The organism is Brevundimonas sp. SH203 (assembly GCF_002157625.1).
In the GTDB taxonomy this organism is placed as follows: Bacteria; Pseudomonadota; Alphaproteobacteria; order Caulobacterales; family Caulobacteraceae; genus Brevundimonas.
In genome coordinates this window covers 258953-281541 of sequence record NZ_BDMM01000003.1, presented here as the reverse complement: position 1 = coordinate 281541, position 22589 = coordinate 258953, and the positions used below count along the sequence as shown (strand labels likewise).

General features: G+C 67.5%; 21 protein-coding genes. 15 read left to right on the top strand and 6 right to left on the bottom strand.

All coding sequences use genetic code 11. The annotated features are described in order from the left end of the window. The first annotated feature begins 57 nt into the window (after positions 1 to 57). The 4 genes from SH203_RS08265 to SH203_RS08250 all read left to right on the top strand — a co-directional run bounded on the left by SH203_RS08265 (position 58) and on the right by SH203_RS08250 (position 4410). Positions 58 to 981: a DnaJ C-terminal domain-containing protein gene (locus SH203_RS08265; protein ID WP_087120400.1), complete on the top strand. Its 924-nt coding sequence runs from the start codon at positions 58 to 60 to the stop codon at positions 979 to 981. A 22-nt stretch (positions 982 to 1003) separates the two neighbouring features. After that, positions 1004 to 2161 carry a phosphoserine transaminase gene (locus tag SH203_RS08260; RefSeq protein ID WP_087120399.1) on the top strand — a complete coding sequence of 386 codons (1158 nt, stop codon included), beginning with the start codon at positions 1004 to 1006 and terminating at the stop codon, positions 2159 to 2161. A gap of 71 nt (positions 2162 to 2232) precedes the next feature. After that, positions 2233 to 3528 carry an adenylosuccinate synthase gene (locus SH203_RS08255; protein ID WP_087120398.1) on the top strand — a complete coding sequence of 432 codons (1296 nt, stop codon included), beginning with the start codon at positions 2233 to 2235 and terminating at the stop codon, positions 3526 to 3528. A 75-nt stretch (positions 3529 to 3603) separates the two neighbouring features. Next, entirely contained in the window at positions 3604 to 4410 is an 807-nt protein-coding gene (locus SH203_RS08250; RefSeq protein WP_087120397.1) for a two-component system response regulator, read from the top strand. A gap of 19 nt (positions 4411 to 4429) precedes the next feature. Here the strand turns inward: SH203_RS08250 and rpoH are convergent, their stop codons facing one another. The 3 genes from rpoH to SH203_RS08235 form a co-directional block, all read right to left on the bottom strand. Beyond that, positions 4430 to 5317 (bottom strand): RNA polymerase sigma factor RpoH, encoded by an 888-nt coding sequence (gene rpoH / locus SH203_RS08245; protein WP_087120666.1) that lies wholly within the window; start codon positions 5315 to 5317, stop codon positions 4430 to 4432. Positions 5318 to 5544: 227 nt separating this feature from the next. Further along, complete coding sequence (locus SH203_RS08240; RefSeq protein ID WP_200808862.1) at positions 5545 to 5850, bottom strand: GNAT family N-acetyltransferase; 306 nt, start codon at positions 5848 to 5850, stop codon at positions 5545 to 5547. Positions 5851 to 5858: 8 nt separating this feature from the next. Beyond that, positions 5859 to 6878 carry an RluA family pseudouridine synthase gene (locus SH203_RS08235; RefSeq protein WP_375600720.1) on the bottom strand — a complete coding sequence of 340 codons (1020 nt, stop codon included), beginning with the start codon at positions 6876 to 6878 and terminating at the stop codon, positions 5859 to 5861. An 84-nt stretch (positions 6879 to 6962) separates the two neighbouring features. On the opposite strand from SH203_RS08235, the gene SH203_RS08230 reads away from it, so the two are divergent. Beyond that, a complete protein-coding gene (locus SH203_RS08230; protein ID WP_087120394.1) occupies positions 6963 to 7610 on the top strand; it encodes a DUF2799 domain-containing protein in 648 nt (215 codons plus the stop codon). Positions 7611 to 7619: 9 nt separating this feature from the next. Here SH203_RS08230 and fba read toward each other — a convergent pair whose 3' ends face one another. From fba to gap, 3 genes are all read right to left on the bottom strand, one after another. Further along, a complete protein-coding gene (gene fba, locus SH203_RS08225) occupies positions 7620 to 8705 on the bottom strand; it encodes a class II fructose-bisphosphate aldolase (RefSeq protein ID WP_087120393.1) in 1086 nt (361 codons plus the stop codon). Between the two features lie 143 nt (positions 8706 to 8848). Beyond that, positions 8849 to 10045, bottom strand: a complete 1197-nt coding sequence (locus SH203_RS08220) for a phosphoglycerate kinase (RefSeq protein ID WP_087120392.1) — start codon at positions 10043 to 10045, stop codon at positions 8849 to 8851. 151 nt (positions 10046 to 10196) lie between these two features. Beyond that, a complete protein-coding gene (gene gap, locus SH203_RS08215; protein ID WP_087120391.1) occupies positions 10197 to 11204 on the bottom strand; it encodes a type I glyceraldehyde-3-phosphate dehydrogenase in 1008 nt (335 codons plus the stop codon). A 256-nt stretch (positions 11205 to 11460) separates the two neighbouring features. Between gap and SH203_RS15515 the strand changes: the two genes are divergently transcribed. From SH203_RS15515 to SH203_RS08165, 10 genes are all read left to right on the top strand, one after another. Continuing rightward, positions 11461 to 11613 (top strand): hypothetical protein, encoded by a 153-nt coding sequence (locus SH203_RS15515; RefSeq protein ID WP_159457555.1) that lies wholly within the window; start codon positions 11461 to 11463, stop codon positions 11611 to 11613. A 90-nt stretch (positions 11614 to 11703) separates the two neighbouring features. Then, positions 11704 to 13455: a dihydroxy-acid dehydratase gene (locus SH203_RS08205; protein WP_087120389.1), complete on the top strand. Its 1752-nt coding sequence runs from the start codon at positions 11704 to 11706 to the stop codon at positions 13453 to 13455. A 5-nt stretch (positions 13456 to 13460) separates the two neighbouring features. After that, entirely contained in the window at positions 13461 to 14474 is a 1014-nt protein-coding gene (gene ilvC / locus SH203_RS08200) for a ketol-acid reductoisomerase (protein WP_087120388.1), read from the top strand. 19 nt (positions 14475 to 14493) lie between these two features. After that, the gene (gene ilvG / locus SH203_RS08195; RefSeq protein ID WP_087120387.1) at positions 14494 to 16206 is read left to right on the top strand and encodes an acetolactate synthase 2 catalytic subunit; all 1713 of its coding nucleotides are present in this window, start codon (positions 14494 to 14496) and stop codon (positions 16204 to 16206) included. Between the two features lies 1 nt (position 16207). After that, on the top strand, positions 16208 to 16459 hold the full coding sequence (locus SH203_RS08190) for an ACT domain-containing protein (protein ID WP_087120386.1): 252 nt from the start codon (positions 16208 to 16210) through the stop codon (positions 16457 to 16459). Then, entirely contained in the window at positions 16459 to 17709 is a 1251-nt protein-coding gene (locus SH203_RS08185) for a 2-isopropylmalate synthase (RefSeq protein ID WP_087120385.1), read from the top strand. The genes SH203_RS08190 and SH203_RS08185 overlap by 1 nt, the downstream gene beginning before the upstream one ends. Then, the gene (gene leuC, locus SH203_RS08180; RefSeq protein ID WP_087120384.1) at positions 17702 to 19114 is read left to right on the top strand and encodes a 3-isopropylmalate dehydratase large subunit; all 1413 of its coding nucleotides are present in this window, start codon (positions 17702 to 17704) and stop codon (positions 19112 to 19114) included. Before SH203_RS08185 ends, leuC begins: the two co-directional genes overlap by 8 nt. Positions 19115 to 19263: 149 nt before the next feature. Beyond that, the gene (leuD, locus tag SH203_RS08175; RefSeq protein WP_087120383.1) at positions 19264 to 19851 is read left to right on the top strand and encodes a 3-isopropylmalate dehydratase small subunit; all 588 of its coding nucleotides are present in this window, start codon (positions 19264 to 19266) and stop codon (positions 19849 to 19851) included. Beyond that, entirely contained in the window at positions 19848 to 20954 is a 1107-nt protein-coding gene (gene leuB / locus SH203_RS08170) for a 3-isopropylmalate dehydrogenase (RefSeq protein ID WP_087120382.1), read from the top strand. The genes leuD and leuB overlap by 4 nt, the downstream gene beginning before the upstream one ends. A gap of 218 nt (positions 20955 to 21172) precedes the next feature. Then, a complete protein-coding gene (locus tag SH203_RS08165; RefSeq protein ID WP_087120381.1) occupies positions 21173 to 22516 on the top strand; it encodes an ammonium transporter in 1344 nt (447 codons plus the stop codon). Positions 22517 to 22589: the final 73 nt, after the last annotated feature.

Here is a 22589-nt window from a genome sequence, read left to right as displayed (position 1 = left end):
GGCGGGGGCATGGCTTAACTGACCACCCATCGGTTTTCAGTTGGAGCGACAACGGACGTGGCAGGCGACCCCTATAAGGAACTGGGCGTTTCGAAGGGCGCGAGCGCGGACGAGGTCAAGAAGGCGTACCGCAAGCTCGCCAAGGAACTGCACCCCGACAAGAACCCCGGCGACAAGATCACCGAGGACAAGTTCAAGCGGGTGACGGCCGCCTTCGACATCCTGGGCGACAAGGACAAGCGCGCCAAATACGACGCGGGCCAGATCGACGGCGACGGCAACGAACAGTTCCGCGGCTTCGGCGGCGGACGTCCCGGCGGCAATCCGTTCGGCCAGGGCGGCAACCCCTTTGGTCAGGGCGGGGGACCGGGCGGGCGCGCCAACTTCGAAGGCGTCGATCTGGACGACCTGTTCGGCATGTTCGGCGGGGCGGGGCGTCAGCGCGGGGCGCGGGACTTCACCGCGCGCGGCCAGGACGTCAAGGCGACGCTGGACGTCAGCCTGGAAGACGCCATCGCCGGCGCGACGCGGCGCATCCAGTTCTCGGACGGACGCACGCTGGACGTGACCATTCCCAAGGGGGCGTCGGACGGCCAGACCATCCGTCTGCGCGGACAGGGCGCGCCGGGCCGGGGCGCGGAGAACGGCGATGCCCTGATCGAGCTGAAGATCGAGACACATCCGATCTATCGCCGCGAGGGCGCCGACCTGACGATGGACCTGCCGATCTCGGTTCCCGATGCGGTGCTGGGCGCCAAGGTGCGCGTGCCGACGCCCGAAGGGGCGGTGCAGATGACGGTGCCGGCGGGGTCCAACTCGGGCAAGGTTTTGCGTCTGAAAGGACGCGGGGCGTTCGCCCAGGGGCGGCGCGGCGACCTGCTGGCGCGGCTGGTGGTGACGCTGCCGGATGCGCCGGACGAGGCGTTGACCCGGTTCGCCGAAGACTGGCGCGCCAACCGGCCCTATACGCCCGGTCGCTGAACCCGCCCGCCAGGAGACGATGATGAGTGTGAAGCCCGATGTGAAGCCGGCGCGGCCGTGGTTCTCGGCCGGCCCGACGGCCAAACGCGCGGGCTATGCGCTGGGCGGCCTGCCGTCGGACCTGCTGGGGCGCGGCATTCGCGCGCCGGAGGTGGTGGAGCGGTTCGCCCATGGCCTGCGGCTGACGCGCGAGGTGCTGGAAGTGCCCGACAGCCATGTGATGCTGTACACGCCGGGGTCCGATACGGGCGCGGTCGAGGCGGCGCTGTGGGGGATGCTGGGCGCGCGGCCGGTTCAGGTGGTCGCCTATGAGAATTTCGGCCTGACCTGGCTGGCGGACGTGAAGGACCACCTGGGGCTGGAGCCCGAGGCCCTGACCGCGCCGTGGGGCGAACTGCCCGACCTGTCGCGGGCCGACTGGTCCAGGGACGTGATCTTTCCCTGGAACGGCACCACGTCGGGCGTGCGCGTGCCGGACGCCGACTGGATCGCCGACGACCGCGAGGGGCTGGCGATCTGCGACGCCACATCGGCCGCCTTCGCCATGCCTCTGCCCTACGACAAGCTGGATGTGGTGACGTTCAGCTTCCAGAAGGCGCTGGGCGGCGAGGCGGGGATCGGGGTGATGGTTCTGTCGCCGCGCGCGGTGGAGCGGCTGGACACATATCGGCCGGATCGGCCCATTCCCAAGCTGCTGCGACTGACGGACGGTAAGGGTTTCGACCGGGCGCTGGCCGACGGGGTGGCGATCAACACCTTCTCGGTCCTGACCATCGAGGACTGGATCGACGCCCTGGACTGGGCGCGCGACATCGGCGGCTTGAGCGAATTGATCCGCCGGACCGACGCCAACTACGCGGCGCTGGCGGCGTGGGTGGAAAAGACCGACTGGATCGACTTCCTGCCCGAACGGCCCGAGATTCGCTCAACGACGTCGGTGTGCCTGAAGTTCGCCGATCCGCGCGTGACGGGATTGGATGAGAAGGGGCAAAAGGCCTTCGTCACCCGCTTCAAGGCCCTGCTGGAAGGCGAGGCGGCGGTGTTCGACATGGAACCGCATCGAAATGCGCCGCCGGGCCTGAGGCTGTGGTGCGGCTGCACCGTCGAGACGGCGGACGTGGTCGCGGCGACGCCGTGGCTGGAGTGGGCGTTCGAGACGGCGGCGAACACGGTCGGATAATCCGACTTCTGGGACGACACCGGACGATTCCCCGGCTATAGGCTGCGCCCGCATTCAGCGGAGACAGTGCTTTGGCGAACGTGGCGGTGGTCGGCGCCCAGTGGGGCGACGAGGGCAAGGGCAAGATCGTGGACTGGCTGTCCAATCGCGCCGACATGGTGGTGCGGTTCCAGGGCGGTCATAACGCGGGCCACACGCTGGTCGTGGACGGCAAGGTCTATAAGCTGGCGCTGCTGCCAAGCGGCGTGGTTCAGGGCAAGCCGTCGATCATCGGCAACGGCGTGGTGGTCGATCCCTGGCATCTGGTCGGCGAGATCGAGAAGATCGCGGCCCAGGGCGTCGTGATCAGCCCCGAGATTCTGACCATCGCGGACAACGCCTGTCTGATCCTGCCGATCCACCCGGCGTTGGACGTGGCGCGCGAGGCGGCGGCCAGTGCGCCGGGCGCCAAGATCGGCACCACCGGGCGCGGCATCGGCCCGGCCTATGAGGACAAGGTGGGGCGCCGGGCCATCCGCGTCTGCGACCTGGCCAACGAAGACGACCTGAAGGTCAAGATCGACCGTCTGCGCTCGCACCACGATCCGCTGCGGGCGGGCCTGGGGCTGGAGCCGATCGACCCCGAGGCGCTGCTGGCGCAGCTGCTGGAGATCGCGCCGAAAATCCTGCCCTTTGTGAAGCCGGCGTGGCGGGTGCTGGACCAGGCGCAGAAGGGCGGCAAGCGCGTGCTGTTCGAGGGCGCGCAAGGCGCGTTCCTGGACGTGGACCACGGCACCTATCCCTATGTGACCAGCTCCAACACCGTGGCCGGCCAGGCGGCGGCGGGATCGGGCATCGGGCCGCGCGGCGTCGGCTATGTGCTGGGCATCGTGAAGGCCTATACGACCCGGGTCGGTGAAGGTCCGTTCGCCTGCGAGCTGAACGACGCGGTTGGCGAACATCTGGCGACCGTGGGGCGCGAGGTCGGGGTCAACACCGGCCGGGCGCGGCGCTGCGGCTGGTTCGACGCCGTTCTGGTGCGTCAGTCGGTGGCGATCAACGGCATCGACGGGATCGCCCTGACCAAGCTGGACGTGCTGGACGGGCTGAAGACGCTGAAGATTTGCGTCGGCTACAAGGTCGACGGCGAGGTGCTGGATTATCTGCCGAGCAGCCTGAAGGCGCAGGGCGCCGCCGAGCCGGTGTTCGAGGAGTTGGAAGGGTGGAGCGAAAGCACCGCCGGCGTTCGCAGCTTCAAAGACATCAACGCCAACGCCATCAAATATGTGCGCCGGATCGAGGAGCTGATCGGCGCGCCGGTGGCCCTGCTGTCGACCAGCCCCGAGCGGGACGACACCATATTGATGCGCGATCCGTTCCAGGGGTGAGGCAGGGAAAGGCCGGATTCAACAGGCCTTAACCCGGGCGAAGTAAGCCTGACGGTTCCAACCCCGGAGCCAGCTGTGTTCTCTACCAACGCCAGAACCCTGAGCCGTATCGAACCCGCCATCCGGCGGGTGGTGATCGTCGATCCCAACGTCTCGGCCGTCCGGCTGCTGACGGACATCATGAAGGGGATGGGCGCGCGCGAGGTCTATAGCGAGAGCGACGACGAGCGGGCGCTGGAGTTGCTGCGCGACGTCGAGCCGGGCGTGATCTTCATCGAACGCTCGGGCGAGACGTTGAACGGCGAGACCCTGGCGCGGCGGGTGCGGCGCTCCAGCATGTCGTGCCGGATGTCGCCGATCATCATGGTGACGGGCGAGGCCACGGCCGCCGCCATCAAGGGCGCGCGCGACGCCGGCGTCCACGAGTTCCTGAAAAAGCCTTTCACGACCGGCGATCTGTTCAAGCGGGTCGAGAACGTCGCCCTGAAGCCGCGTCCGTGGATCGAGGCGGTCGGCTATGTCGGGCCGGATCGCAGGCGGTTCAACTCGGGCGAATACACCGGGGCCAAGAAACGCCGCAGCGACGGCGCGGCCGGGGGCGCGGCGGAAGTGCGCGATCAGGCCACCCGCATCCTGATCTCGGCCATGACCCAGTTCGAACAGGACCCGTCGCAGGCCACCCGCGCCATTCGCCAGCAGGCGGAGACGCTGAACGGCCTGGCGATCAAGGCCGGCGACGCCAAGCTGGCGATGGTGGTGGCGACGCTGCAGGCCTATCTGGCCACCGGACAGGTGACGAAGGCCGGGCTGATGCAGCCGGTGAACGCGGTGGTGAACGCCGCCCGCGCCGCAGACGCCGAGCCCCTGGCCCAGGCGTCCTGAACGCCGACGGCCGGCGCCGTCAGGCGTCGACCAGATTGCGTTCCTCGGCGGCGGCGCGCATCGCCTTCTGCAGCTTCTCGAAGGCGCGGACCTCGATCTGACGCACACGCTCGCGCGACACGCCGTACTGACCGGCCAGCTCCTCCAGCGTGACCGGATCGTCCTTGAGGCGGCGTTCCGTCAGGATATGCTTCTCGCGGTCGGTCAGCTCCTCCATGGCCTCCTGAAGCAGGCTCATGCGGATGCCCTTTTCCTCGTCGTCGGCGAGCTGGGTTTCCTGGGAGACGGCGGTGTCGTCGGCCAGCCAGTCCTGCCATTCGCTTTCGCCGTCGGCGCGCAGGGGCGCGTTCAGCGAGGCGTCGCCGCCGAGACGGCGGTTCATGTTCGTGACCTCTTCCTCGGTCACGCCCAGTTTGGTGGCGATAGCCGACAGGTGTTCGGGATGCAGGTCGCCTTCCTCGAAGGCCGATATCTGGCTCTTGGCCTTGCGCAGGTTGAAGAACAGCTTCTTCTGCGCCGCCGTGGTGCCCATCTTCACGAGCGACCAGCTGCGCAGGATGTATTCCTGGATCGAGGCCCTGATCCACCACATGGCGTAGGTGGCCAGACGGAACCCCTTGTCCGGGTCGAACTTCTTGACCGCCTGCATCAGGCCGACGTTGCCCTCGGAAATCACTTCGCCGATCGGCAGACCGTAGCCGCGATAACCCATGGCGATCTTGGCCACGAGGCGAAGGTGGGAGGTGACGAGACGGTGGGCGGCCTCAGGGTCCTGATGCTCGGACCAACGCTTGGCGAGCATGAACTCCTCGTCCTTGGTCAGCATCGGAAACTTGCGGATTTCCGTCAGATAACGCGACAGGCCCTGTTCAGGCGACATCACCGCGAGCGTACTATTGGCAGCCATATTCAAGGTCCCTCCGACCGTATCGAACGAGCGGGTTCTTCGTTGCCGGCCACCTGTGTGCGCCGACGCCTCACCCCTCAACCGGACAAGTGGCGATGGGTTGCCGCCTTTTGTAGAGGCGGAGCGTCACACGAAGGCGTGACCGTGACCCCGGCGCCACTCGCGCCGAACGAGGGCGAATGTAGGAACGGGTCAGTTTCTATTCAAGACCTGCTTGCGAGGCTTGGTCACAGACCCAGAATGCCGCGATAGGTCGGATGGACCACGTCGGCGTATTCCGGGTGTTTCTGCAGATAGGCCGAGAAGAAGGGACAGACCGGCAGGATCAGCAGGTTGCGCGCCCTGGCGTCGGCCAGGACGTGCTTGGCTAGGCGGCTGGCGATGCCGCGCCCTTCCAGACGCTCCGGGACCAGGGTTTCGGTGATCATCAGATTGGGCGGCGAGAGGTTGTAGGTGACGACCGCCACATCGCCTTCGACAGGCAGTTCGTAGCGCTTCAACTCGGCGTCGTCGCGGATGTCGGGATCGAGCATGATGGCCCTCAGAGTTCGGACAGCAGGGTTTCGAGACGCATCATATCAGTGGGCGGCGCGGTCTCGAAGCGCATCCGCTGGCCCGTGACGGGATGGACGAAGCCCAGGACGGCGGCGTGCAGGGCCTGGCGCGTCAGGCCCGCCTCGGCGATGGCGGCGCGGACGGGGACGGCCGGGCTGCCCGAACCATAGGTGGCGTCGCCGAGGATGGGCGATCCTTTGGACGACAGATGGACGCGGATCTGGTGGGTGCGGCCGGTATGCAGGGTGCAGGCGACGCGGGCAGCCATAGGGGCGCCGCCGGCCTTGGCGGGGTCGCCGAAGGTCTGCTGGACCACATAGTCGGTGACGGCCTCGCGACCGCCGGCCTTCAGCACCGCCATCTTCTTGCGGTCGCCGGTGGAGCGGCCGATGCGGGTGTGGATGCGGCCGGTCGCGGGCGACGGGGCGCCGCGCGTCAGGGCGATATAGGTGCGTTCGATGTCGTGGGTCGCGAACAGGGCCGAAAGCCCGGCGTGGGCGCGGTCGGTCTTGGCGGCGACCATGACGCCCGAGGTGTCCTTGTCCAGCCGGTGGACGATGCCGGGGCGGGCCACGCCGCCGATGCCCGACAGGCTGTCGCCGCAATGGGCCAGAAGGGCGTTGACCAGGGTGCCGTCGGGCGTGCCGGGCGCCGGATGGGCGGCCATGCCGGCGGGCTTGTCGATGACGATCAGGTAGGCGTCCTCGTGGAGGACGGTCAGGGGGATGGCCTGGGGCTGGGGCGTGGCGGGCGCGACGGGCGGCAGGGCGACGGCGTAGAGACCCGCAAGGGCCTTGGCGGAACCGCCGGTCAGGACCACGCCGTCGCGACGCACGGCGCCCTCGGCCAGCAGGGCCTGAAGCCGGGCGCGCGACAGGGTCGGAAAGGCCTCGGCGAGGGCCTTATCCAGACGCACGCCGGGCGCGTCGATCCGGGCCTCCATCACCTCGGCGGGCGCGGAAGGGGAGGACAGGTCGTCGTCGTCGGTCAGGTCGGGATCGGACACAGCCCTCCCTAGCATGACAGGCCGCTTGCGCGAGGGGCGAGCGTCGTTCGATAGTGACGCCGGGGGCGTTCAGGGAAACGATCGATGAGGCGATGGATCATCGCGGGGGGTCTGGTCGGCGCGCTGACGGTGGCGGGCGGCTTGCTGGCCGGTTGCGCCACCATGAGCAAGGACCAGTGCCTGGCGGGCGACTGGGGCGAGAAGGGCTATGCCGACGGGGCGGCGGGCTATCCGATGAGCCGGCTGGACGATCACGCCAAGGCCTGCGCCAAATATCAGGTCGCGCCCAATCCGACCGCCTATGGCTCGGCGCGCGAGGACGGCTTGCGGTCCTATTGCACCTTCGAGCGGGGATGGGCGGAAGGTCGGTCGGGCAATACCTATCACGGCGTCTGTCGGCCGGAGGAGGAGCGGGCCTTCATGCCGGCCTATCAGGACGGCTTGCGGCTGCACGCGGTCGAGGCGGCGTTCGAGACGGCGGAAAGCGCGCTGAACAGCGCTGAGGCCCGGATCGCAAACCGCGAGGACAAGCTGGAGGCCAAGGAGCGCGAACTGCACGGCGAGGGCCTGACGGACGAGGAGCGGGACCGTATCCGAGACCGCATTCGGGAAGTCCGGGGCGAAATCCGCGATGCGCGCCGAAACGCCCGAGAGGCCCGCGACGCGCTGGACCAGGCCGAATGGGACGTTCGCCGGGTGCGGCTCGAACTCAGCGGCCGCTACCCGGTCTAGACGTCGGCCTCAGGCGGCCTTCACCGATGCGCCCCGGAAGGACGGATCGAGGTCGCCCGAGGCGTAGCGCTTGGCCATCTGGGCGGTGGAGAGCGGACGGATCTTGGAGGCCTGACCCTCGCAGCCGAACTGGAGGTAACGCTCCATGCAGAGCTTTTTCATCGCTTCCTTGGCGGGCTTCAGATAGTGGCGCGGGTCGAACTCGCCCGGCTTCTCCATCAGGGCCTTGCGGACGGCGCCGGTCATGGCCATGCGGTTGTCGGTGTCGATGTTGACCTTGCGCACGCCATGCTTGATGCCGCGCTGGATCTCCTCGACCGGCACGCCCCAGGTCTGGGGCATTTCGCCGCCATAGGCGTTGATGATGTCTTGCAGATCCTGAGGCACCGACGAAGAGCCGTGCATCACCAGGTGGGTGTTGGGCAGGCGGCGGTGGATTTCCTCGATCACGTTCATGGCCAGGACCTCGCCGTCCGGCTGGCGCGTGAACTTGTAGGCGCCGTGCGAGGTGCCCATGGCGATGGCCAGGGCGTCGACCTTGGTGGCGGCGACGAAATCGACGGCCTGATCCGGGTCGGTCAGCAGTTGCGAGTGATCCAGCTTGCCCTCGAAGCCGTGGCCGTCCTCGGCCTCGCCCATGCCGGTTTCCAGCGAGCCCAGCACGCCTAGTTCGCCCTCGACCGAGACGCCGCAGGCGTGGGCCATTTCCGTGACGCGACGTGTGACGTCGACATTGTATTCATAGGAGGCGGGGGTCTTGGCGTCCTCTTCCAGAGAGCCGTCCATCATGACGCTGGTGAAGCCGTACTGGATGGCGGTGGCGCAGGTCGCCGGGCCGTTGCCGTGGTCCTGGTGCATGCAGACCGGGATGTGCGGGTAGAGCTCGGCCAAGGCGTCGATCAGCTTGGCCAGGACGATGTCGTTGGCGTAGTTGCGGGCGCCGCGCGAGGCCTGGATGATGACCGGGGCGTTGACCTCGTGGGCCGCCTCCATGATCGCCAGGCCCTGCTCCATGTTGTTGATATTATAGGCCGGAAGGCCGTAGTCGTTTTCCGCCGCATGATCGAGCAGCTGTCGCAGCGTGATGCGCGCCATGATGATAGTCTCCTGAGCCGAATAGTCTTTTTTGATTAGGGCGGAGATTAGCCGCAGGGCACGGCGAAGTCACGCCGTGTAACAGCCGTTTCAAGACCAATTCTTTGAGGAGATGCGGGCGGGACGCGCCCGCACTCCGGCCTTCAGGCGCGCAGGGCCTCGACGCCCGGCAGGACCTTGCCCTCCATCCATTCCAGGAAGGCGCCGCCTGCGGTGGAGACGAAGGTCATGTCGTCCGACGTTCCGGCGTGGTTCAGGGCCGCGACCGTGTCGCCGCCGCCCGCGACGGCGATCAGGGCGCCTGATTTGGCGCGTTCGGCGACGTGTCGGGCGGCCACAACCGTGGCGGCGTCGAAGGGCGGAACCTCGAACACGCCCAACGGACCGTTCCAGATCAGGGTCTTGGAGGCGTCGACGGCGGCGTTCAGCCGGGCGACGGTCTCGGGTCCGGCGTCCAGAATCTTGTCTTCGGCCGACAGGGTCTCGCCGGTCTTGACCGTGCGGGCCTCGGCGCCGGGTTTGACCTCGACGGCGACCACGACATCGACGGGCAGCAGGATTTCACAGCCCTTGGCCTCGGCCTCCGCCATGATCTCGCGGGCGGTGTCGGCCATGTCCTTTTCGGCCAGCGAGCCGCCGATGTCGACGCCTTGGGCATAGAGGAAGGTGTTGGCCATGCCGCCGCCGATGGCCAGCTTGTCCAGCTTGCCGACCAGGTTCTTCAACAGGTCCAGCTTGGTCGAGACCTTGGAGCCGCCGACGATGCCGATGACCGGCTTCTGCGGCTTGCCGAGCGCAGCGTCCAGGGCGTCCAGTTCGCGGCGCATGGATTCGCCGGCATAGGCGGGGATGTGGTGGGCGACGCCTTCCGTCGAGGCGTGGGCGCGGTGGGCGGCCGAGAAGGCGTCGTTGACATAGAGATCGCCGAGGTCCGCCAGATTCTGCGCGAAGACCGGATCGTTGGCCTCTTCCGCCGCATGGAAGCGCACGTTTTCCAGCAGGACCACGCCGCCCGCGTCCAGATCGCGGATGGCCTCGACGGCCGGGGCGCCGATGCAGTCGTCGGCGAATCGGACGGGCCCGCCCAGCACGGTCTCCAGCGGCTCCACCACCGGCTTCAGGCTCATGGACGGGACGCGCTGGCCCTTGGGGCGGTCGAAGTGGGCCAGCAGCACCACCTTGGCGCCCGCGTCGCGCAGACGCTGGATGGTCGGCACGGCGACCCGCAGCCGGGTGTCGTCCGTGACCTTGCCGCCCTCCATCGGGACGTTGAAGTCCACGCGGACCAGGGCCGTTTTGCCGGCGAGGTCCTTGGCGTCGTCGAGGGTGCGGAAGGTCATGTGCTTTTCCTTCCGCTCATCCCGGCGAAAGCCGGGACCCAGTCCTTTCGCTGGCGAGAGGGCTGGGATCATGAGCGGTGCGTAACGGGCGGAGCGGCGCGCCCAAAGAGCTGGGTCCCGGCTTTCGCCGGGATGAGCGGAAACGAAGGGCTTACAGGAACTTCGCCATCTGGAGCGCGGTGTCGCTCATGCGCGTCGCGAAGCCCCATTCGTTGTCGTACCAGCTGAGGACGCGGGCCAGTTTGCCGTCGACGACCTGGGTCTGGGGCAGGGCGGCGGTGGAGGAGGCGGCGATGTGGTTCAGGTCGTGCGACACCAGCGGATCGGTGGTGGTGAACAGGACGCCGTTCATCGGGCCGTCGGCGGCGGCCTGAAGCGCGGCGTTGATCTCTTCCACCGTCACGTCGCGGGCCGCGACGACCTTAAGGTCCACGACCGAGACGTTCGGGGTCGGGACGCGGATCGACGAGCCGTCCAGCTTGCCCTTCAGTTCGGGCAGGACCAGACCCAGGGCCTTGGCGGCGCCGGTCGAGGTCGGGATCATCGACAGGGCGGCGGCGCGGGCGCGGTACAGATCCTTGTGCATCGTATCCAGCGTCGGCTGGTCGCCGGTGTAGGAATGGATGGTGGTCATATAGCCGCGCTCGATGCCGAACAGGTCGTTCAGCACCTTGGCCACCGGGGCCAGGGCGTTGGTGGTGCAAGACCCGTTCGACACGACGATGTCGTCGGCGGTCAGGGTCTCATGGTTGACCTTGAAGACGATGGTCTTGTCGGCGTTGTCGGCCGGGGCCGAGACCAGCACGCGCTTGGCGCCGGCCTTCAGGTGGGCGCTGGCCTTGTCCTTGGAGGTGAAGATGCCGGTGCATTCGAAGGCGATGTCCACCTTCAGTTCGGCGTGGGGCAGATTCGCCGGATCGCGCTCGGACGTGACCTTGATCTTGCCCGTGCCGACGTCGATCCAGTCCTCGCCCGACGTCACCGTGCCGGGGAAGCGGCCGTGGACCGAATCGTAGCGGAACAGGTGGGCGTTGGTCTCGACCGGACCCAGATCGTTGATCGCCACCACCTCGATGTCGTTGCGGCCATGCTCGACGATAGAACGAAGAACGAGACGGCCGATGCGGCCGAAGCCGTTGATGGCGACGCGGACGGTCATGATGGAGGCTCCTCTGAACGGATAGGGGTGACGCTTATATAGGTGGGCGTCTCAATGGAGCGGTCGGGCGCGGCTTGCAACCCTGCGGCTGTAACGTGATGTGATGAACCGTTACGCTTGAAGGGGCGGCTGGCTAGGTTCGGGCAAGAAACACCCCTCTCGGCGTCTGTCGGCTCCTATTGAGCAAAATTTTTGCGACGGGGCTTGTGCGCGTCCCGGCGGTATGGTTTCTTGCCGTCAGAACAGGGAGCCGCCCGTGGCCACGATGATGCGCGACATGACGAAGGGACGTACCGCCGAGGCGGTTGCGACCATTCGCGCGCCTATCGGCCTGGAAGGCCCGATTTCCCTTATTCTCCTCGTACTCCTCGGCCTGCTTACGCAAGCGGCGTGGATGCCCGCGACCTGACCTAGAGACACTCAGGATCGCCTCGCACCACCCCGCCTCCGAAAGGACGCGGGGTTTTTAGTGCGCGGCGGTTCGAAAAGAACCGGACCGATGACGCAAGATTCTACCCCTCAGCCCAAAAAGCCCAATGCGCGCAGCGCGGCGGTGACGGCTGGCCCGAACCGGGCCGCCGCCCGGTCCTATCTGCGCGCCGCCGGGATGCAGGACGCCGACTTCGACAAGCCGATGATCGGCATCGTCAACACCTGGTCGACGGTCACGCCCTGCAACATGCATCTGGACCGTCTGGCCAAGGACGTGCGGGCGGGCATCGTCGCGGCGGGCGGCTATCCGATCGATTTCAACACCATCGTCGTCACCGACGGCATCTCGATGGGCACGGCGGGCATGAAGGCCTCGCTGATCAGCCGCGAGGTCGTCGCCGACTCGATCGAACTGGCCGTCGAGGGCCATCAGCTGGACGGCGTGGTCTGCATCGTCGGATGCGACAAGACGATCCCGGCGGCGGCCATGGCCCTGGCGCGCATGGATATCCCCGGCCTGGTCTATTACGGCGGCACCATCATGCCGGGCGTCTTGCCTGCTCCTGGGGGGACCAAGGAGGTTTCGGTCCAGGAAGTGTTCGAGGCCATCGGCGCCCATGCCGCCGGCGCGCTGGACGACGCGGGCCTGAAGGCGGTCGAGAGCGCGGTCTGCCCCGGCGCCGGCGCCTGCGGCGGTCAGTTCACGGCCAACACCATGGCCATGGCACTGTCGGTCATGGGCATCTCGCCGATGGGCGCCAACGACGTTCCGGCCGTCGATCCGAACAAGGCGGCCGAGGGCGAGCGTTGCGGCCGCATCATCGTCGAGCGGGTCTTCGCCGGCGACACCGCCCGCAAATACATCACCCGCGCCAGCCTGAAGAACGCCGCCGTCGCGGTTTCCGCCTCGGGCGGCTCGACCAATGCGGTCATGCACCTGACGGCCATCGCCGCCGAGGCGGGCGTGGATTTCGGCGTCGAGGACTGCCACCAGGCCTGCGCCGAGGCGCCGGTCATCTGCGACCTGAAGCCGGGCGGCCGTTTCCTGGCCTCGCACCTGTTCGCGGCGGGCGGCACCCGACTGGTCGCACAGCGGATGGCCGAGGCGGGTAAGATCGTGAACACCCCCACCGTCACCGGCCGCAGCCTGTTCGCCGAGGCGGCCGAGGCTGAGGAAACGCCGGGCCAGGTGGTCGTGGCCCATTTCGACGCGCCGGTCATGGCGCGCGGCAGCTACGCCGTCATCTATGGCGACGTCGCCCCGGAAGGCGCGGTCATCAAGCTGACGGGCCACAAGGTCGATGTCTTCGAAGGTCCGGCCTGCGTCTTCGATTCGGAAGAAGACGCCTTCCACGCCGTCCAGGACGGAACGGTCGGCGAGGGCGACGTCATCATCATCCGCTACGAAGGGCCCAAGGGCGGCCCCGGCATGCGCGAGATGCTGCAGGTCACCGCCGCCCTGAAGGGCCGTAAGATCGACAACGTCGCGCTGCTGACCGACGGCCGCTTCTCGGGCGCCAGCTATGGCTTCGTCGCCGGACACGTTTCGCCGGAAGCCGCCGTCGGCGGCCCGATCGCCCTCATTCGCGATGGTGACCGCATCACCATCGACGTCACCAACCGCCGGATCGACGTTGACGCCGATCTGGCGACGCGCCGGGCGGGCTTTACGCCCCACGTAGTCCGCCCGGCGCGAGGTGTCTTCGCCAAATACCGCGCCTCGGTCGCCTCGGCCGCCCAGGGCGCCGTCACCATTCCCAACCCGCCGCCGGCGCAAGTTCCGGCATCTCACAAGACCAACGCTGCTCAGGACGCCTGATCCCCATGGCCATCACCATCTACACCAACGAAGACATCAAACCGGGCGCCATCGCCGGTCAGCGCATCGCCATCATCGGCTATGGCTCGCAAGGCCGCGCCCACGCCCAGAACCTGCGCGACAGCGGCCATGACGTGATCGCCGGCGTTCGTCACGGCGGCACGGGCTGGAAACACGCCACCGAGGACGGCATCCCGACCGCCGAGCCGGCCGAGGCCGTCAAGGGCGCCGACATCATCGCCATCCTGACGCCCGACATGATCCAGGGCGAAGTCTATCGCGACGTGATCGAGCCGAACGCCAAGCAAGGCTCGGCCCTGCTGTTCGCCCACGGCTTTTCGATCATCTACGAGCGCATCAAGCCGCGCGAGGACATGGACGTCATCCTGGTCGCGCCCAAGGGACCGGGCGATCTGGTCCGTCGCGAGTTCCAGCGCGGCCGCGGCGTGCCCTCGCTGTTCGCCATCGAGAAGGACGTCACCGGCAAGGCGCGCGACCGCGCCATGGGCTATGCCAAGGGCAACGGCGGCGCGACCGGCGGCCTGCTGGAGACCACCTTCCGCGAAGAGACCGAGACCGACCTGTTCGGCGAACAGGCCGTCCTGTGCGGCGGCGCCAAGGAACTGGTCATGCAGGGCTTCAACACCCTGGTCGAGGCCGGCTACCAGCCCGAGATCGCCTATTTCGAATGCCTGCACGAGCTGAAGCTGATCGTGGACCTGTTCTACGAGGGCGGCATCTCCAAGATGCACCACTTCATCTCGGAAACGGCGAAATACGGCGCCGTCGCCTCGGGCCCGCGCGTCGTCACCGAAGAGACCAAGGCCCGCATGAAGACCATTCTGGACGAGATCCAGGACGGCACCTTCGCACGCAACTGGATCGCCGAGAACGAGGCCGGCAAGCCCCAGTACGAAGCCTGGCTGAAGCAGGATCGCGAAAGCCAGATCGAACAGGTCGGCGCGCGTCTGCGCGAACGCATGGCCTGGCTGAACGCGCCCAAGGCCGAAGCGGCCTGAGCCGCAAACGAAAGACCGGATGACCGTGATGACCGCCGCCGCCTTCAAACCCTCAGCCGAGGCCGCTCCCCGATCGGGGGCGCGCCTGCTGGTCTCCACCCTGGAGCGGCTGGGGGTGGAGGTGGTGTTCGGTTATCCGGGCGGCGCCATCATGCCGGTCTATGACGCCCTGGCCGGGTCGAAGCTGAAGCACATCCTGGTCCGCCACGAGCAGGGCGCGGCCTTCTCGGCCGACGCCTATGCCCGCAAAAGCGGCAAGGTCGGGGTGTGCATGGCCACCTCCGGTCCGGGCGCCACGAACCTGATCACCGGCATCGCCAATGCGATGATGGATTCGGTGCCGATGGTCTGCATCACCGGCAATGTCGCCCAAGGGTTGATGGGGACGGACGCCTTCCAGGAGATCGACATCCTGGGCGTCACCCTGCCCATCGTGAAACACTCCATCCTGGTCCGTTCGGCCGCCGAGGTTCCGGCCGCCATCGAGGAAGCCTTCCACATCGCCCGGTCGGGTCGGCCGGGGCCGGTTCTGGTCGATCTGCCCAAGGATGTGCAGTTCGAGACGACTGCCGACGACCACGGCTTTTCCATTCCCAACGACGCCCCGCGCGTCGATCACGACGCCATCGCCGCCGCAGAGGCCGCGATCCGGGCCGCGAAGAAGCCGCTGGTCTATATCGGCGGCGGCGTGAAGATCGGCGGCGCGACCGACGCCGTGCGCGCCTTTGTCGATGCGACCGGCATCCCGCAGGTCTCGACCCTGAACGCCCTGGGCACCATCCCGACCGACGCGCCCAGCATGCTGGGCATGCTGGGCATGCACGGCACCCGCGCGGCCAACCACGCGGTTCAGGACAGCGACCTGCTGATCGTCGTCGGCGCCCGGTTCGACGACCGCGCCACCGGCAAGCTGGCCGAGTTCGCGCCGAACGCCCGCATCGTCCATTTCGACATCGACGCCTCGGAAGTCGGCAAGCTGCGCAGCGCCAATGTCGCCGTGGTCGGCGAACTGCGCGAAGGGGTCGAGGCCCTGACCCAGCGGATGCGCGCGGGCGCGGCCCTGGACATCCAGGACTGGGCCGGCGATTGCATCCGCTCGGCGAGGGACGGCGCGCATCGCTATGACGCGCCGGGCGAGGGCGTCTATGCGCCCGCCCTGCTGAAGGAAATCTCGGAAGCGGCGGGCGATGATTTCGTCGCCGCCTGCGACGTGGGCCAGCATCAGATGTGGGCGGCCATGCACTGCCGCTTCGCCAAGCCCGAGGCGCACATCACCTCGGGCGGCCTGGGAGCCATGGGCTTCGGCCTGCCCGCCGGCATCGGCGCCAAGCTGGCCGATCCGTCCGCGACGGTCGTGACCATCGCCGGCGACGGCGGCTTCATGATGAACATCCAGGAGCTGGCGACGCTGAAGCGTTACGGCATTCCGCTCAAGATCGTGCTGATCGACAACTCATCGCTGGGCCTGGTGCGCCAGTGGCAGGAGCTGTTCTTCGCCGAGAACTATTCCGAGATCGACCTGTCCGACAACCCGGACTTCGTGAAGGTCGCCGAAGCCTTCGGCGTCGAGGCCTTCCGCATCGATCGCCGCGATCAGGTGTCGGACGGCATCCAGCGCCTGCTGGCCGCCGACGGCCCCTGCCTGGCCCATGTAGTCATCGATCCCCGAGACAATGTCTGGCCGCTGGTTCCGCCGGGCAAGAACAACGCTGAAATGATGGAGGGCTCCTGAGATGAGCGACACGATCCACATCCAGATCGACCGTGCGGACGGTTCGCTTCAGCGTCTCATCGGCCTGGTGGAGCGCCGGGGCTTCCACATCGACGGCATGAGCATGTTCGATGAAGGCGCCTTCCGCCGCATCGCCCTGACCGTGCGCGGCCGCGACGCCGGCCGCTGCAAGGACAATCTGGGCCGCCAGATCGACCGGCTGTTCGGCGTTCGCCGTATCGGCAACGATATGATTCAATCCGAGGCCGCGTGATGAAACCTCCCGAAGACCCCCGAGTATCGGGCGTGTCGCGCACCGAGGCGATCGCGGCCGATCCCCACCGCGTCATCGTCTTCGATACGACGTTGCGGGACGGAGAGCAGGCGCCGGGCTTCTCGATGTCCGCCCAAGCCAAGGTGAAGATGGCCCAGGTCCTGAAGGACCTGGGCGTCGACGTTATCGAGGCCGGTTTCGCCGCCGCCTCGCCGGGCGACGAGGATTGCATCCGGCGGGTGGCAGGCGAGGTCGAGGGACCGATCTTCTGTTCGCTGTCGCGCTCCAACGAAAAGGACATCGACGCCAGCTTCCGCGCCCTGTCGCCGGCGCCCCGGTCACATCGTCGCTGCCACGTCTTCATCGGAACCAGCCCGATCCACCGGGCCGCCAAGCTGAAGATGTCCGCCGACGAGGTGCTGTCGACGGCCGTGCGGTCGGTCGAATATGCGCGCAGCCTGTTCGACGACGTGGAGTTCTCGGCCGAGGACGCCTTCCGCACCGAGCCGGAGTTCCTGGCCGACGTGATGGAGGCCGCCGCCGCCGCCGGCGCCCGCACCCTGAACGTGCCCGACACCGTGGGCTACGCCACGCCGCACGAGGTACGCGAGCGGTTCGCCGCCCTGGCCGCGCGGATCAAGCAGCGTCATCCGAATGTTATCTTTTCGGCCCACTGTCACGACGACCTGGGCATGGCCGTCGCCAACTCCCTGGCCGCCATCGAGGGCGGCGCCCGTCAGGTCGAGGGCGCGATCAACGGGGTCGGCGAACGGGCCGGCAACTGCTCGATCGAAGAGGTCATCATGGCCCTGAAGGTCCGCGAGGACCTGTATGGCGTCACGACCGGCGCCGACAGCCGCCACCTGGTGCGCGCCTCCAAGATCCTGTGCGAGATCACCGAGACGGTCATCGCCCGCAACAAGTCGGTGGTCGGCATCAACGCCTTCGCCCACGAGGCGGGCATCCACCAGCACGGGATGCTGGCCGACAGCCGCACCTATGAGATCATGCGGCCCCAGGACGTGGGATTCGAGGGCAGCTGGTTCGTGCTGGGCAAACATTCCGGCCGTCACGCCATCGCCAAGCGCGCCGAGACCATCGGCCGTCCCATCGAAGGCGAGCGTCTGGCCGGGGTGGTCGCCGGCTTCAAGCGTCGGGCCGACCAGATCGGCGAGATCAACGATGCAGAACTGATCGCCATCATCGACCAGGTCGATGGCGTCTCCGAGGTCGTCGCCCAATATGCCTGAGTCCAAGACCCTGTTCGACAAGGTGTGGGACGCCCACGTCGTGCGCCCGGAAACGGCCGACACGCCGGGGGTGCTGTATATCGACCTGCATCTGGTCCACGAAGTCACCAGCCCACAGGCCTTCAGCGAGATCGAGGCGCGTGGCCTGAAGGTCCGCCGTCCCGACCGCACCTACGCCACACTGGACCATTCGACCCCGACCCTGCCGGCCGGGGCGAACGGCCTGAAGCCCTATGTCACCGCCCAGGCCGAGGCCCAGGTGCATACGCTGGAACGCAACTGCGCCGCCCATGGCGTGCCGCTGGCGGGCTGGGGCTCCGAGGATCGCGGCGTGGTCCATGTCATGGGGCCGGAGTTGGGCCTGACCCAGCCGGGCATGACGGTGGTCTGCGGCGACAGCCATACGGCGACCCACGGGGCGTTCGGCGCCCTGGCCTTCGGCATCGGCACCTCCGAGGTCGGCCATGTGCTGGCGACCCAGTGCCTGTTGCAACGCAAGGCCAAGGCCATGCGGGTGACGGTGGACGGCGAACTGCAGCCCGGCGTGTCGGGGAAGGATGTCGCCTTGGCCGTCATCGCCGCCATCGGCTTCGGCGGCGGCACCGGCTATGTCATCGAATACGCCGGCGAGGCGGTGCGGTCGCTGGACATGGAGGGGCGGATGACCCTGTGCAACATGTCCATCGAGGCGGGCGCGCGGGCGGGCATGATCGCGCCCGACCAGACGACCCTCGACTGGCTGCGCGGACGCAAACACGTTCCGGCGGATTACGAGGCGGCGTCGGCCGAGTGGCTGAAACTGGCCACCGATCCCGGCGCGGTGTTCGACAAGGAGGTCGTGCTGGACGGCGCGGCGATTCGTCCGATGGCGACCTGGGGCACGACGCCGGACGCGGGCGCCCCCGTCGGATCGCCCGTGCCGCAGCCCCAATCGGAGTCGGACCGCAAGGCCATCGCCTATATGGGCTTCACCGCCGGCGAGGCGACGACCAGCCAGCCGGTGAACGTGGTCTTCATCGGCTCCTGCACCAACGGTCGCCTGCCTGACCTGCGCGCCGCCGCCGAGGTGCTGCGCGGCCGCAAGGTCAAGCCCGGCCTGCGGATGCTGGTGGTGCCGGGATCGGAGGCGGTGCGCCGCGACGCCGAGGCCGAGGGCCTGGACCAGGTCTTCATCGCCGCCGGGGCCGAATGGCGCATTCCGGGCTGTTCGATGTGCATCGCCATGAACGGCGATGTGGTCGCGCCGGGGCAGCTGGCGGTCTCGACCTCCAACCGCAACTTCGAAGGGCGTCAGGGCAAGGACGCCCGCACCATTCTGGCCAGTCCCGCCACGGCGGCGGCGACGGCGGTGGCGGGCGTGCTGACCGACCCGCGGGTGTTTTTGAGCGAGGCGATGAATGCGTAACGCCATTCCCTTCCGCTCATCCCCGCGAAAGCGGGGACCCAGTGCTTTCGCGCAGCACCATGCGCGGGATCTCCGCCAAAGCCTGACAGGAAAGGCCGTTCGCCCACAGAACTGGGTCCCCGCTTTCGCGGGGATGAGCGGAGTTTTTCATGTCTGAGCCCTTCATCACCCTGACCTCCAGGACGGTCACGCTCAGCCAGGCCAATATCGACACGGACCAGATCATTCCGGCGCGCTTCCTGACCACCACCACGCGCGAGGGGCTGGGCAAGGCCGCCTTCCATGACTGGCGTTACGAGGCGGACGGGTCGGAGAAGCCCGAGGCGATCCTGAACCGCATCGACCCGACGCAGCATCGCATCCTGCTGGCGGGACGGAACTTCGCCTGCGGTTCGTCGCGCGAACACGCGCCCTGGGCGCTTTACGACTATGGCTTCCGGGCTGTGATCTCGACCGAGATTGCTGACATTTTTACATCGAACGCGCTGAAAAACGGCCTTCTGCCCATCGTCGTCAGCCAGGCCGTTTGGGACGATCTGGCGTCACAGCCGGATCAACCGGTCACGATCGACCTTCAGGCGAACGAGATTCGGCGCGGCAATGCCCAGCCCGTGCCGTTCGGGGTCGAATCCTTCGCCCGCCAATGCCTGCTGGACGGGGTGGACACCCTGGGCTGGCTGCAATCAAACCTGCCTGAGATCGAAGCCTACGAGCGATCGAGAGAGACTGTCCGATGACCACCGCCGCCCCCAAGACCTATAATATCGTCGTCCTGCCGGGCGACGGCGTCGGACCCGAGGTGGCGGGCGCCGCGCGTCAGGTGCTGTCCGTCATCGCCGACTTCTACGGCCACCACTTCGCCTTTACCGAACATCTGATCGGCGGCGCGGCCATCGATGCGACCGGCGAGGCCCTGCCCGAGGCGACCAGCACGGCCTGTATCGAGGCCGATGCGGTTCTGTTGGGCGCGGTCGGCGGACCCAAGTGGGACGGCGGCAAGGTGCGGCCCGAACAGGGGCTGCTGGCCATCCGCAAGGTCATGGGCCTGTTCGCCAATCTGCGCCCGCTGCAGGTCTCGCCCGTCATGGCGCACCGCTCGCCACTGAAGAAGGAGATCGTCGAGGGCGTCGATCTGATCGTCTTCCGCGAACTGACCGGCGGTGTCTATTTCGGCAAGAAGACCCGCGACGAGAAGGGCGCCACCGACCTGTGCGAATATACGGTGGTGGAGATCGAGCGCGTCGCCCGCGCCGCCTTCCAGACCGCGCGCCAGCGTCGCGGCAAGGTCACGTCGGTCGACAAGGCCAACGTCATGGAGACCAGCCGCCTGTGGCGCGAGGTCGTGACCCGCATTCACGCCGAGGAGTTCCCAGAGATCAAGCTGGAGCATGCCTTGGTCGATTCCATGGCCATGCACCTGATCCGCAAGCCGCGCGACTATGACGTCATCCTGACCGAAAATATGTTCGGCGACATCCTGTCGGACGAGATTTCGGTGCTGGGCGGCTCCATCGGCCTGCTGCCGTCGGCGTCCCTGGGCACCCAGGGGCCGGGCCTGTTCGAGCCGATCCACGGCTCGGCGCCGGACATCGCCGGTCAGGACCTGGCCAATCCGGTGGGAGCCATCCTGTCGGCGGCCCTGCTGCTGCGCCACAGTCTGAAGATGGAGGACGAGGCGGATTCGATCGAGGCCGCCGTCGCCGCCGTTCTGGCCGCCGGCGCCGTGACCGCCGATCTGGGCGGCGAACTGGGCACGCGCGCCGCCACCGAGGCCGTCATCGACGCCATCCGCGCCATCCACTGGGCGGCGGCGCACCGGGTGCAGATGCACTGGGCCTGAAATCGCTCGACAGCCCGCGAAAATCGTTTCGCGAACCTGGGCTGTAACGGCAATCTGAAATCATGTTTCTGGCGCATGATCGAAGGATCGTGCGCCTTTAACTTTTTGTGCCCTGACCGTTGCAAGAAAGTTGCGCTGTTCGCGACGTGACCTCTTGCGCATCACGCAATTGCGGTAAAACCTTCGCAACTGCGAGATTGCATAGGGGGTACTATTTCATGTCGCAGATCGGAAAACGGCTTATCGGGGCCGCAGGCCTCGTCCTTCCCACACTCTGTCTTGTCGGCGCCGGCGCCGCCCAGGCGCAGACCGATGCGCCGGCCCTTCTGGGCCATCAGGCCGCCCTGGTGCTGGATAGCGCCGGCGCATCCTGGCTCGGCACCTCGACCGCCCTTGTTCTGCTGATGACCCTCCCCGGTCTGGCGCTGTTCTATGGCGGCATGGTGCGCAAGAAGAACGTCATCGCCACCATCACCCAGTCCGTCGGCGTGTTCGCGGTGGTGTCGCTGGTATGGTTCATCGCCGGCTACAGCCTGGCCTTCGGCAAGAACGAGAGCTCAGGCCTTCAGCCCTTCGTCGGCAGCCTGGACATGCTGTTCCTGAACGGCGTGTCGCTGAAGACCGCCAACGCCCTGCTGCCGGGCATTCCCGAGTTCCTGTTCATCTCCTTCCAGATGACCTTCGCCATCATCACCCCGGCGCTGATCACCGGCGCCTTCGCCGAGCGGTTCAAATATTCCGCGCTTCTGCTGTTCACCGCCCTGTGGTCGCTCTTGGTCTATGCGCCGATCTGCCACTGGGTCTGGGGCGGCGGTTTCCTGGGTTCGGCGGGCGTGCTGGACTTCGCGGGTGGCGCGGTCGTTCACGTCAACTCGGGCGTCGCGGGTCTGGTCTGCGCCATCTTCCTGGGTCGCCGCAAGGGTTACGGCACAGAGGCCATCACCGCCCACAACCCCGTCCTGACCATGATCGGCGCCTCGCTGCTGCTGGTCGGCTGGATCGGCTTCAACGCCGGCTCGGCGGGCGCCGCCAACGACCTGATGGGCGTGGCGCTGCTGAACACCCTGCTGGCCGCCGCCGCCGCCGCCCTGACCTGGAAGATCGTCGAATATATCGAGAAGAAGAAGGTCTCGCTGATCGGCATGCTGTCGGGCGTGGTCGCCGGTCTGGTCGCCATCACCCCGGCGGCCGGTTTCGTCGATCCCAAGGGCGCGGTCATCATCGGCCTGATCGCCGGCCCGGCCTGCTACGCCTCGTCGGTGTGGATCAAGAAGCTGCTGCGTTACGACGACAGCCTGGACGCCTTCGGCATCCACGGCGCGGGCGGCCTGATCGGCGCCCTGCTGACCGGCGTCTTCGCCACCACCGCGATCAACGGCCTTTCGGCCGGCGCCAATGTCGGCGCCCAGGCTCTGGGTCTGCTGTGGACCATCGTTTACAGCGCCGTCGGCACACTGATCATCCTGTTCATCTGCAAGTTCACCACCGGACTGCGGGTCAGCGAGGCGGAAGAGGCGGCCGGCCTGGACACGTCGCTGCACGGCGAAGCGCTGGAATCCTGATCCCGGCGGCCGGGCGCGGCTCCATCCCCGCGCCCGGCCATCACCGCCGGTTCGACCATCCAAGACAACAAAA

What these genes read in the sequence shown, in the direction of transcription:
- SH203_RS08185 (WP_087120385.1), top strand. Translation starts at nt 16,459, where the DNA reads ATGAAACCTCCCGAAGACCCCCGAGTATCGGGCGTGTCGCGCACCGAG.
- gap (WP_087120391.1), bottom strand. Translation starts at nt 11,204, where the DNA reads ATGACCGTCCGCGTCGCCATCAACGGCTTCGGCCGCATCGGCCGTCTC.
- SH203_RS08205 (WP_087120389.1), top strand. Translation starts at nt 11,704, where the DNA reads ATGACGCAAGATTCTACCCCTCAGCCCAAAAAGCCCAATGCGCGCAGC.
- SH203_RS08230 (WP_087120394.1), top strand. Translation starts at nt 6,963, where the DNA reads ATGAGGCGATGGATCATCGCGGGGGGTCTGGTCGGCGCGCTGACGGTG.
- SH203_RS08260 (WP_087120399.1), top strand. Translation starts at nt 1,004, where the DNA reads ATGAGTGTGAAGCCCGATGTGAAGCCGGCGCGGCCGTGGTTCTCGGCC.
- SH203_RS08165 (WP_087120381.1), top strand. Translation starts at nt 21,173, where the DNA reads ATGTCGCAGATCGGAAAACGGCTTATCGGGGCCGCAGGCCTCGTCCTT.
- SH203_RS08220 (WP_087120392.1), bottom strand. Translation starts at nt 10,045, where the DNA reads ATGACCTTCCGCACCCTCGACGACGCCAAGGACCTCGCCGGCAAAACG.
- leuD (WP_087120383.1), top strand. Translation starts at nt 19,264, where the DNA reads ATGTCTGAGCCCTTCATCACCCTGACCTCCAGGACGGTCACGCTCAGC.
- rpoH (WP_087120666.1), bottom strand. Translation starts at nt 5,317, where the DNA reads ATGGCTGCCAATAGTACGCTCGCGGTGATGTCGCCTGAACAGGGCCTG.
- leuB (WP_087120382.1), top strand. Translation starts at nt 19,848, where the DNA reads ATGACCACCGCCGCCCCCAAGACCTATAATATCGTCGTCCTGCCGGGC.
- leuC (WP_087120384.1), top strand. Translation starts at nt 17,702, where the DNA reads ATGCCTGAGTCCAAGACCCTGTTCGACAAGGTGTGGGACGCCCACGTC.
- ilvC (WP_087120388.1), top strand. Translation starts at nt 13,461, where the DNA reads ATGGCCATCACCATCTACACCAACGAAGACATCAAACCGGGCGCCATC.
- ilvG (WP_087120387.1), top strand. Translation starts at nt 14,494, where the DNA reads ATGACCGTGATGACCGCCGCCGCCTTCAAACCCTCAGCCGAGGCCGCT.
- fba (WP_087120393.1), bottom strand. Translation starts at nt 8,705, where the DNA reads ATGGCGCGCATCACGCTGCGACAGCTGCTCGATCATGCGGCGGAAAAC.
- SH203_RS08240 (WP_200808862.1), bottom strand. Translation starts at nt 5,850, where the DNA reads ATGCTCGATCCCGACATCCGCGACGACGCCGAGTTGAAGCGCTACGAA.
- SH203_RS08190 (WP_087120386.1), top strand. Translation starts at nt 16,208, where the DNA reads ATGAGCGACACGATCCACATCCAGATCGACCGTGCGGACGGTTCGCTT.